This window comes from Neisseria sp. P0001.S005 (assembly GCF_051963715.1).
On record NZ_JBQCTZ010001174.1, the window covers coordinates 1 to 204 of the forward strand.

Here is a 204-nt window from a genome sequence, read left to right on the forward strand (position 1 = left end):
CGAAATCAGTGCAACATCGGATTGAACAGCTTGGTTGATGACCGCATTAACTTTGGCAAGGTCATCGGGCAGGTGGCGTTGGAAGTAAGGCAGGTTTTCGAGCATAAAACATTCTCTGTTGATAAAAGGAGCGGGGCTCCAATGAATCTGTTTAAACCCGTACATTCGGTCGGGGTAATAACGTTGCATAAAGATATCAGCAAT

Annotated in this window: 1 pseudogene; it reads right to left on the reverse strand. The window is 45.1% G+C overall.

Annotation, left to right across the window (positions count from 1 at the left end):
- Window positions 1-105: pseudogene (locus ACTHSP_RS24465) on the reverse strand (octaprenyl diphosphate synthase); the annotation flags it as partial.
- Window positions 106-204: the final 99 nt, after the last annotated feature.